At 64.4% G+C, this 9497-nt stretch carries 9 protein-coding genes; 8 read left to right on the top strand and 1 reads right to left on the bottom strand.

Annotation, left to right across the window (positions count from 1 at the left end; genetic code table 11):
- The first annotated feature begins 50 nt into the window (after window positions 1-50).
- Genes hisD through J0I79_RS08420 form a run of 3 tightly spaced genes read left to right on the top strand, consistent with a single transcriptional unit; the run spans window position 51 to window position 3026 of the window.
- On the top strand, window positions 51-1385 hold the full coding sequence (gene hisD / locus J0I79_RS08430; RefSeq protein WP_292856386.1) for a histidinol dehydrogenase: 1335 nt from the start codon (window positions 51-53) through the stop codon (window positions 1383-1385).
- Between the two features lie 50 nt (window positions 1386-1435).
- Window positions 1436-2239: an ABC transporter permease gene (locus tag J0I79_RS08425; protein ID WP_292856394.1), complete on the top strand. Its 804-nt coding sequence runs from the start codon at window positions 1436-1438 to the stop codon at window positions 2237-2239.
- 1 nt (window position 2240) lies between these two features.
- Window positions 2241-3026 carry an ABC transporter ATP-binding protein gene (locus J0I79_RS08420; protein ID WP_292856384.1) on the top strand — a complete coding sequence of 262 codons (786 nt, stop codon included), beginning with the start codon at window positions 2241-2243 and terminating at the stop codon, window positions 3024-3026.
- Between the two features lie 25 nt (window positions 3027-3051).
- On the opposite strand, the gene J0I79_RS08415 is transcribed toward J0I79_RS08420, so the two are convergent.
- Window positions 3052-3984: a GntR family transcriptional regulator gene (locus J0I79_RS08415; protein ID WP_292856382.1), complete on the bottom strand. Its 933-nt coding sequence runs from the start codon at window positions 3982-3984 to the stop codon at window positions 3052-3054.
- 137 nt (window positions 3985-4121) lie between these two features.
- Between J0I79_RS08415 and J0I79_RS08410 the strand changes: the two genes are divergently transcribed.
- The 5 genes from J0I79_RS08410 to J0I79_RS08390 are packed head-to-tail and all read left to right on the top strand — an operon-like array spanning window position 4122 to window position 9489.
- On the top strand, window positions 4122-5312 hold the full coding sequence (locus J0I79_RS08410; protein WP_292856380.1) for a C45 family peptidase: 1191 nt from the start codon (window positions 4122-4124) through the stop codon (window positions 5310-5312).
- Window positions 5294-6235, top strand: coding sequence for an ABC transporter permease (locus J0I79_RS08405; protein ID WP_292856378.1), 942 nt, complete (start codon window positions 5294-5296; stop codon window positions 6233-6235). The genes J0I79_RS08410 and J0I79_RS08405 overlap by 19 nt, the downstream gene beginning before the upstream one ends.
- 38 nt (window positions 6236-6273) lie before the next feature.
- Window positions 6274-7059 carry an ABC transporter permease gene (locus tag J0I79_RS08400; RefSeq protein ID WP_292856392.1) on the top strand — a complete coding sequence of 262 codons (786 nt, stop codon included), beginning with the start codon at window positions 6274-6276 and terminating at the stop codon, window positions 7057-7059.
- Between the two features lie 11 nt (window positions 7060-7070).
- The gene (locus tag J0I79_RS08395; protein ID WP_292856376.1) at window positions 7071-8732 is read left to right on the top strand and encodes an ABC transporter ATP-binding protein; all 1662 of its coding nucleotides are present in this window, start codon (window positions 7071-7073) and stop codon (window positions 8730-8732) included.
- A 19-nt stretch (window positions 8733-8751) separates the two neighbouring features.
- Window positions 8752-9489, top strand: coding sequence for an MOSC domain-containing protein (locus J0I79_RS08390; protein ID WP_292856374.1), 738 nt, complete (start codon window positions 8752-8754; stop codon window positions 9487-9489).
- The last annotated feature ends 8 nt before the right edge of the window (window positions 9490-9497 follow it).

Here is a 9497-nt window from a genome sequence, read left to right as displayed (position 1 = left end):
CGCGCGCGTTGCCCCGTGACCGGGCCTTTCGACAGCATGAAGGAAACAGAATGTCAGAAGTAGCAATCCACGACCTTGCCGGGATGTCGTCCGAGGCGCGCACGAGCCTGCTGGAGCGGACCGAGGCGGACCTTTCCGACATCATCAGGAAGGTCGAGCCGATCATTGCTTCCGTGCGTGCTAGGGGTGACGACGCCCTGATCGAACTCGCCGCACGCTTCGACGGCGTGACGCTGGACCGCTCGGCCTTGAGAGTGTCCGCCAGTCGCATCGCCGATGCAGAGAAGGAACTCGACCCCGAAATCGTCGAGGCGATCCGGCTCTCGGTGGCGCAGGTCAGGCGTTTCCACGAAGCGCAGATGCCGGACAATCTCTGGCTGAACGAGGAGACCGAAGGCGCGCTGATCGGCGACCGCTGGACCTCGATCGATTCGGTCGCCTGCTATGTGCCGCGCGGCAAGGGTTTCTTTCCGTCGAGCGCGATCATGACGGCGGTGCCGGCCAAGGTGGCTGGCGTGCCGAGGGTTATCATCGTGACTCCGCCAGGGCCCGACGGCACGGCCGACGCCGCCACGCGCTTCATCGCCTCGCTGATCGGCATCGAGGAAATCTATCTCTGCGGTGGCGCGCAAGCGGTGGCGGCGGTCGCTTACGGCACGCAGACCGTGCCGAAATGCGCCAAGATCGTCGGCCCCGGCAGTCCATGGGTGAGTGCGGCGCGCCAGCTTCTGTCGAACCGGATCGATCCCGGCAGTCCGGCCGGCCCGAGCGAATTGCTGGTCTATGCCGACAGCTCCGTCCCGGCAGCACTTGCCGCGCTGGAACTGACCGTCGAATCCGAGCATGGCCCGGACTCTTCGGCCTTTGTCGTCACCGCCGACCGGGCGCTGGCGGAAGCCATCGCCGCCGAGGTGCCGCGGTTCTGGGAAGCGATGGGAGAGTATCGCGCCGATTTCTCCCGCGCCGTGCTCAACGGCAGGAATGGCGGCATCGTGATGGCACCCTCGATCGAAGCGCCCTTCGACTTCATCAACGACTATGCGGCCGAGCATCTGGCCGTGCTGTCGACGTCGGCCTTCGAATTGCTGCCCAGGATCAGGAACGCCGGCGAAATCCTGCTTGGTCCGCACTCGGCAATTCCCATCGCGAACTTCGTGCTTGGACCGAGCCATGTCCTGCCGACGGGCGGCCGCGCCAACACGGCGTCGCCGCTCTCCGTCTTCGATTTCCTGAAGCGCTCCTCGATCGCCTACCTGTCGCAGGCCGCCTATCGGCGGCTGGCTCCGGCCGCCCGCACCTTCGCCCGATATGAAGGCTTCATGGCGCATGCGAATTCGGTCTCGGACATGCGCGACCGCATCCTGTCCAACAGCACCGGCCCGTGAACGAGATGACGATGACCCTACAGACCGACACAGCCGTCCCGAAGCAGACCATGCAGCGCCCCCGGCGCAAGCCGCTGCTGAGCATGGCCGCCGAGATTTCCGGAGCGGCCTATCTCCTGATCGCGATCTGCGCCTTCCTGCTGTTCATTGCGGGGTGGTTCCTGGCGACCGGGCTTGGCGTGGCCAAGCCGATCTTCCTGCCCTCGCCTCTCGGCGTGATCGCCAAGCTCGGGAAGCTCGCCGCCGACGGCACGCTGGCCAGCGATGTCGGCAACAGCGTCTACCGCATCATGGTCGGCTTCCTGATTGCCTCCATCATGGCGCTGGCGACGGCGATCCTGATCGGCGCCTACCGCTTCTGGGAGGCGGCTATAGAGCCGTTCCTGGACTTCGTGCGCTACATGCCGGTCGTGGCCTTCGTGCCGCTGACAATCCTGTGGAGCGGCACCGGCGATATCCAGAAGTTCCTGATCATCTGGATCGGCACCTATTTCCAGCAGGCGCTGATGTTCAAGGACAATATCAAGCGCGTTCCCGCCGACTTCATCGGATTTGGACGCACGCTGGGGATGAGCGACCTGCGCGTGCTGATGCGCATCGTCCTGCCCTCGGCGATGCCGCAGATCTGGGACACGCTGCGCATCTCGCTGGGGTGGGCATGGACCTGGGTGACGCTGGCCGAACTGGTCGCCGCCAATTCGGGGCTCGGCTACCGCATCACCGTCGCCCAGCGCTACCTGCAAACCGACATGGCGATCGGCTACATACTGGTGCTCGGCGTACTGGGCCTGGCGACGGACCAGATCATGCGCCTGCTTGGCCGGCATTTCTTCAAATATGAGAGGAAGTCCTGACATGCAGGCGCATCCCAAGCTCAAGATCTCGCACCTGCAGAAGTCGTTCGCCAACGGGCGTTCGCCGGTGAAGGTGCTTGATGACATCAACCTCGAAGTCGGTGACAACGAGTTCGTCTCGCTGGTCGGCGCGTCGGGCTGCGGTAAGAGCACGCTGTTGTCGATCATCGCCGGCCTGCAGGACCATGAACAGGGCGAAATGCTGGTCGACGGCAGCCCGATCAACGGGCCGGGCCGCGACCGCGGCGTCGTCTTCCAGTCCTACACCTTGCTGCCATGGCTGACGGCGCTGCAGAATGTCGAATTCGCGCTGCGCGAGACCGGACATGAGGCAAAGGACATCACCGAGGTGGCGCGCCGGCATCTCGACCTGGTGAAGCTCTCGCGCTTCGCCGACAGTTTTCCAAGCCAGCTTTCCGGCGGCATGAAGCAGCGTGTCGCCATCGCGCGCGCCCTGTCGTATCGGCCCAAGATGCTGCTGATGGACGAGCCGTTCGGCGCGCTCGACGCGCTGACCCGTGGCCAGATGCAGGAATTGCTGATGCAGATCTGGCAGGAGCATCGCCTGACCGTGATCTTCGTCACCCACGATGTCGAGGAAGCGGTCTATCTGTCCGACCGCATCTTCGTCATGGGCCTCAATCCGGGACGTATCAAGGAGTGCATCGAGGTATCCAGCGCGAGGCCAAGGCCGACAGGCATCCAGCACGACCGCGAAACCCTCGAGCTTCAGGCGCGAGTGCTGAAATCCATTCGCGAAGAGACCCGCCGCGTCGAGTTCGACTGACCCGCTCGCGCCAGCCAGCCGAGCCTCATTGTGCACGGTTTGGCGAGGCGAATTCCGATGCCTGGCGCAGGTGCTGACGAAGCAACGCCTCGGCCCACTCGACCTCGCCGGCCTCGACGGCATCGAGAATGGCCAGATGCTCGCGGCAGGATTGCTTGAGCCGCTCGCCCGGCAATTGTTCGAAGCCCGCCGATTCCTGCAGGCGGCGCAGATTGTTCTGCTGACGGACAGCGTCGGCAAGGAAGCGATTGCCCGAGCACGCGGCGAGCCCCTCATGGAAGGAGGCATTGATCCGGAACCACTCGTCGCCACCGGCCAGGCTCTTGCCATCGAGGATGGTGGACAAAATCCGTTCATGCGCCCGCCGGACAGGCGTCAGAATCTGGGGATCGGCGTGAAAAATCGGCGAGCGTAACGCCGCGCATTCAACGGCAATGCGGAATTCATAGCTTTCGCGATATGCGTCGTCACCGACAAGAGACTCGGCAAATCGCCAGCCATGCCCCGGCAGGCGCTGTACCAGTCCCTCGGCCGCGAAGCGCAGCAACAGTTTCCTGATCACCCCGCGCGACACCTGATAGCGCGGCATCAGTTCCGCCTCGGAGACATCCTGGGGCAATTCCCCCAGCGAGCGATCCCTCATCATGCGCCGGTATAGGTCTTCCAGCGGTGAGCTCGGCAGGACGGTTTCCGGGTCGAGTTCGGCGACGTCTCGCGCCAGTTGCAGCCCCCGTGTCTCGAAGGCGGTCAGGATGCCTTGCGCGACCAGAAGCTCAAGTGCCGCGCTGATGGGAGAACGCGACACACCGAAGGTGCGGGCAAGATCCGGCACCGAAATGCGGGTTCCGACAGTCCAGCCGGAATCGCGGATGCGTTCGAGTATCCGGCGCGCCAGATCGATCTGCAGCGGGCTCGCCGCCGACGCGGATGACGACTGGACTGTGGCGTCCTTGTTCATGCGAATTCTCCGTCTCGGTTGGCATTATAGATAGGCTGGGCGGCGGTTCGAAATGGTTATTTGCGCGAAATATATGCTTTTCATTTGCACAAAATGCAGTATGGTTGATGCAACCAGCAAATTCGAGGCACCCTTCCATGACTGCAGCCGCGCCCTTTCCGCTTATCGAAGTGAGCGGATCCCCTTCCGAGCGCGGCAAGGCTTACGGCGAGCAGGCGCGCGGCCGCATCCACAAATCCGTGACGCTCTACGCCGCGCAGCTCGACCGGTTCGGTTTCGATCAGAGCGATGTGGAGCGTTTCGGCGGCCTGTTCCTGCCTCGCCTGCGGCAGTGGGCACCCGACCTCGTCGAGGAGATGGAAGGAATTGCCGCTGGCGCCGATGTCGGCCTGCCCGCGATCCTGCTGGTCAACGCCCGCACTGAAATCCTGCAACTGGCCAAGCGCGAGAAAGGTGTTTCTGATGATGAGCCCGATGGTTGTACGGGCGCTGTGATCCTGCCGGAGGCAACCAAGGCCGGCCGCCTGATCCATGGCCAGAACTGGGACTGGCGTGCCGAATGCGCCGAAACCTCGATCGTGCTGCGTGTGCGGCGTGAAGACGGGCCGGATCTTATCACTTTCACGGAAGCCGGGGGGCTCGCCCGCAGTGGCTTCAATTCCGCGGGCATCGGCATCACCGCGAACTATCTGGAATCCGACCGTGACTATCGCGAGACAGGCATCCCGCTTCCCTTCATCCGCCGCCGCGCGCTGGAGGCCAGGCATTTCGCCCATGCCGTCAAGGTGGTGGCGACGACGCCCAAATCCGGTTCCAACAACATGATGCTGAGCACGGCCGAAGGCTTCGCGGTCGACCTGGAATGCGCGCCCGACGAAGTCTTCCCGATCTACCCCGAAAAGGGGCTGATCGTGCACGCCAACCACTGGCAAAGCGCGGTTGCGCTCTCGAAGCTGCGCGAAACCGGACTGAACGACGTGCCTGACAGTCTCTACCGCGATTATCGCGTGCGCGGTCATCTGACTGGCCGGCACGGCGAGATCGCGATCGATGATCTCAAGAAGGCGCTGTTCGACGACTTCGCCGCGCCGCTCAGCGTCTGCCGGCCGGCGATCCGCAAGGAGGGCGGCAATCTTTCGGCGACGGTGGCGATGATCCTGTTCGAGCCGGCGAGCGGTTTCATGGAGATAGCGCCACTGCCGGCCGAGAACCGCGTTTTCACCCGCTATGACCTGGCACTGGACGACGCCGCTCTGGAAAGGCTGGCCAGGCCAACGGACCAAGCCTCAGCCAAGGTGTGGGAGAAAAGATGGTCCGCTTCATCCTGACGCGCCTCGCCAGCGCCGTCCCGACGCTCATCCTGGTGTCGGTGGCGGTGTTCATGATGATGCGCTTCATCCCCGGCGATCCCGCCGCGTTGATGCTGGGCGACCTGGCCAAACCGGCTCAGGTCGAGGCGATGCGGCGGCAGATGGGCCTCGACCAGCCGCTCGTCCTGCAGTACCTGATGTGGGTCGGCAATGTGCTGACGGGTGACTTCGGCCAGTCAATCGCCAACGGCCAGAAAGTACTCCCGCTGATCCTCGACCGCTTCGCGGTATCCTCGGTCATCGTGCTGTTGGCTGTGTTCGTCGCCTCGGCGATCGCCGTACCGGCCGGCATGCTCGCCGCCTGGAAGCAGGACAGTCTGGGTGACATCGGCGTCGTCGCCACCTCGACCATCCTGCTATCGATCCCAAGCTTCTGGCTCGGGCTGATGCTGATGATGGTCTTCGGCCTCTACCTCGGCTGGCTGCCGATCGTCGGCTATGTGCCCTTCAGCAAGGATTTCGGCCATGCGGCGCTCTATGTAATCCTGCCGGTCGTGACCCTGGTGCTGGTCGAATCCGGGCCGATCGCGCGCATGGCACGCGCCAGCACGATCGAGGTGTCGCGGCTCGAATACATCACCCATGCCCGCGCCAAGGGCCTGAGTGAAAGTGCCGTCATCTGGCGCCATGCCTTCAAGAATGCATTCGCGCCGACCCTGACCCTGATCGGCTTCGTGCTTGGCAGCCTCTTGTCCGGCATCGCCGTCATCGAGACGGTGTTCACCATTCCCGGACTTGGCCGGCTTCTCATCGATGCCATCTATGCCCGTGACTATCCCGTCGTCCAGGGCACGATGCTGTTCATTGCCGTCATCTACGTCGTGGTGAACCTCGCCGTCGACCTCGTCTATCCCCTGCTCGATCCGAGGGTGACGGCATGATCGCCCGCGCGCTTCGCAGACCCGGCCTGAAATTCAATATGCTTTTCGGCGTCATCGTCACCGGCGCGCTGATCGTGCTGGCGGTGGCGGGCCCCTGGATCGCGCCTTACGATCCGCTTAAGCTCGACCTGCCGGCGCGGCTTTCGGGACCGTCGGCGGTCCACCTGCTCGGCGCCGACGAATTCGGCCGCGACGTCCTGAGCCGTCTCGCCGGCGGCGCGCGCACCAGCGCCTGGATCGCATTCGCGACCGTCATCTTCGCCCTCGTCATCGGCATCGTCTTCGGCGTGCTGGCCGGCTTCCTGCGCGGCTGGGTCGACCGCTTGATCATGATGGTCAACGACGCCTTCCTCGCCTTTCCGGGGCTGCTGCTCGCACTCGGGCTTATGGCCGTGATCGGCGCCAGCCGCGAAGGCATCATTTTGGCGCTTGGCCTTGCCTACATGCCGATCGTCGTGCGCGTGGTGCGCGCGGCTGTCATGTCGATCCGCGAGCGCGAGTATGTGGAAGCCTCACGCGTGATGGGCAACAGCGAATTCATCACCATGGGACGGCATGTGCTGCCCAATTGCGTGGCGCCGATCATCGTGCTGGCCACCACCATGTTCGGCTGGATCATCCTATCGGAAAGCGCGCTGAGCTTTCTCGGCCTCGGCGTGCCGCCGCCGGCGCCGAGCTGGGGCAACATGCTGTCGACCGCCCGGCCCTATATCAGCCAGGCGCCGCATCTGATCATCCTGCCCGGCCTGTGCATCTCGATCACGCTGCTCGGCATCAACATGCTGGGCGACGCGCTGCGCGACTGGCTCGACCCGAAAATGTGAAGCACGGGAACATGCTGGTGGCGACAGACAACAACAATGCGATGCTTTCAGTGCGAAACCTGTCGATCTCGGTCGGAACGGCCGGAAAGCGAGTCGTCGACGAATTGAACTTCGATCTGGCTTCCGGCGATATGTTGGCGCTGGTCGGCGAATCCGGCTCGGGCAAGACGATGGCGGCGCGCTCGATCCTCGGCCTGTTGCCGGCACCGCTGGTAACGACGCCCGAGAGCACGATTCGCTTCTCGGGCCACGATCTCACGCGTCTTGCGCCGCAGACCTTGCGGGCCATCCGCGGCGCCGAGATCGGCATGGTTTTCCAGGAGCCGATGGTCTCGCTCAACCCGGCCATCACCATCGGCGAGCAGATGGCCGAAGGGTTGCGCCTGCACCGCCGCATGTCGCGCGCCGAAATCAACGACCGCTCGCTCGCCATGCTGGAAAGGATCCGGATCAAGGATCCGGGCAAATGCCTCGCCGCCTATCCCCATGAATTCTCGGGCGGCATGCGCCAGCGCATCATGCTGGCCTCGGTCATGCTGCTGAAGCCGCGTCTGCTGATCGCCGACGAGCCGACCACCGCGCTCGACACGCTGGTGCAGCGCGACGTGCTCGATCTGATGGTCGAATTGACGCGTGAGAACGGGACGGCGGTGCTGCTGATCAGCCACGATCTCGGGATGGTCTCGCACTACGTCAGGGATGTCGTGGTGATGCGCGAAGGCAAGGCGGTCGAACAAGGCAACAGCAGCGAAGTGCTGCACGCGCCTCGGCACGACTACACGAAACGGCTGGTGGACGCGCTGCCCAAGCGCAGCACCGGTGGATCACGGGCTGCATCCTCGGGCGAGACGCTGGTCGAGATCAGCAATGTCGTCATCGACTATCCCGGCCGACGCCGGCTGTTCGTGCGCACCGAACCGAAGCGCGCCGTCGATGGCGTCGACCTGACGATCCGGCGTGGTGAAACGCTGGCCCTCGTCGGCGCGTCCGGCTCCGGCAAGACAACGCTCGGGCGTGCGATCGTCGGCTTGGTCAAGCCGTCGTCGGGGACGATCTCGTTTCTCGGCAAGGCGATTGCCGGCGACCGCTCGGCCGAAGCACACCGACAGCGCCGTGACATGCAGATCGTCTTCCAGGACCCGTATTCCTCGCTCGATCCGCGCCAGCGGATAGCCGACATCGTCGCCGAACCGTTGCGGCTCGACACCGGCATGGACAGCAGGAAGCGGACAACACGCGTCGGGGAGATATTCGAGGAGGTCGGCCTGACGCCCGAGTTACTCCAGCGGTTCCCGCATCAGCTGTCGGGCGGGCAGCGCCAGCGTGTCGCGATCGCCCGCGCCATCGCAAGGCGCCCGGCCTTCGTCGTCGCGGACGAGCCGGTCTCGGCCCTCGACATGACCGTGCAGAAACAGGTGCTGCTGCTGATCCGGTCACTGCAGGAACGCTACGGCTTTGCCTGCCTTTTCGTCTCGCATGACCTTGGCGCGGTGGAGCAGGTGGCCGATCGCGTTGCCGTCATGCAGGACGGAAGAATCGTGGAAATCGGCGACCGCGACCAGGTCTTCGACCATCCGCGGCATCCCTATACGCGCTCGCTGCTCGACGCAGCCATGCTGATCGACCGGCGTTTCAACGATGGTGCGGTATCCAGACGGGCAGCGGTGCAATGACGCCAATGCCGACATCCATATGACACCCTTTGGTCTGGTCTCGCAGATATGGCGCTACCCCGTCAGTTCGCTTGGCGGCGAGCGGCTTGACGAGGCTGAACTCGTTCCCGGCGGCATTCCCGATGACCGCGTCTGGGGCGTCGTCGATCGCCGGGACGACACTGTTGCGGCACCGGAAAAGCGCCGGCACTGGCGACCGCTGCCAAATCTGCTGGCCAGACTGGGCGATGGCGGGCCGGAGATCACCAGAGACAAAGACGCCTGGCTCGCCGCGGGTTCGACGGCCGCCGACGACCTGGTTTCGACTTTCCTCGAGTTTCCCGCTGCCGTGCGGCCGCACGGCCCATTCGGCTCGGACACCTCAGGCCGTATCGCGCCGCGCTACCAGCGCGCCGATCTTCATATCCTGACCACGGCCTCGATGCGGGCTCTGGCAGAACTGCTGCCCGACCCGTCACAGGTCGATCCCCGGCGGTTCCGGCCCAATCTGGTGGTCGAGACCGATCCGGCCTGGACAGGGTTTGCCGAGCACCGGATTGTCGGCAAGACGTTGGCGATCGGCGATGTGCGCATCCTCGTTTCGGAGCCGTGCGAGCGCTGCTCGTTCACCGCGCTTGCGCAAGGCGACCTCGCCTTCGAGCCGGCGGTGCTGCAGACCATTGCCCGCCACGGTGAAGGCGGCTTTGGGGTGCTTTGCCAAATAGTCCAGCCAGGCCATATCAGGCAAGGTGACGGGGTCACGCTCGCCGAAGGCTGAAGCCTGTT

Origin of the sequence: Mesorhizobium sp., from assembly GCF_017306585.1 — a bacterium.
Classification (GTDB): Bacteria; Pseudomonadota; Alphaproteobacteria; order Rhizobiales; family Rhizobiaceae; genus Mesorhizobium.
This window is presented reverse-complemented; position numbering and strand designations above follow the sequence as displayed.

Bases quoted from the DNA above. Each gene is read 5' to 3' on its own strand.
- hisD (WP_292856386.1), top strand. From the start codon at position 51: ATGTCAGAAGTAGCAATCCACGACCTTGCCGGGATGTCGTCCGAGGCG.
- J0I79_RS08425 (WP_292856394.1), top strand. From the start codon at position 1,436: ATGCAGCGCCCCCGGCGCAAGCCGCTGCTGAGCATGGCCGCCGAGATT.
- J0I79_RS08420 (WP_292856384.1), top strand. From the start codon at position 2,241: ATGCAGGCGCATCCCAAGCTCAAGATCTCGCACCTGCAGAAGTCGTTC.
- J0I79_RS08415 (WP_292856382.1), bottom strand. From the start codon at position 3,984: ATGAACAAGGACGCCACAGTCCAGTCGTCATCCGCGTCGGCGGCGAGC.
- J0I79_RS08410 (WP_292856380.1), top strand. From the start codon at position 4,122: ATGACTGCAGCCGCGCCCTTTCCGCTTATCGAAGTGAGCGGATCCCCT.
- J0I79_RS08405 (WP_292856378.1), top strand. From the start codon at position 5,294: ATGGTCCGCTTCATCCTGACGCGCCTCGCCAGCGCCGTCCCGACGCTC.
- J0I79_RS08400 (WP_292856392.1), top strand. From the start codon at position 6,274: ATGCTTTTCGGCGTCATCGTCACCGGCGCGCTGATCGTGCTGGCGGTG.
- J0I79_RS08395 (WP_292856376.1), top strand. From the start codon at position 7,071: ATGCTGGTGGCGACAGACAACAACAATGCGATGCTTTCAGTGCGAAAC.
- J0I79_RS08390 (WP_292856374.1), top strand. From the start codon at position 8,752: ATGACACCCTTTGGTCTGGTCTCGCAGATATGGCGCTACCCCGTCAGT.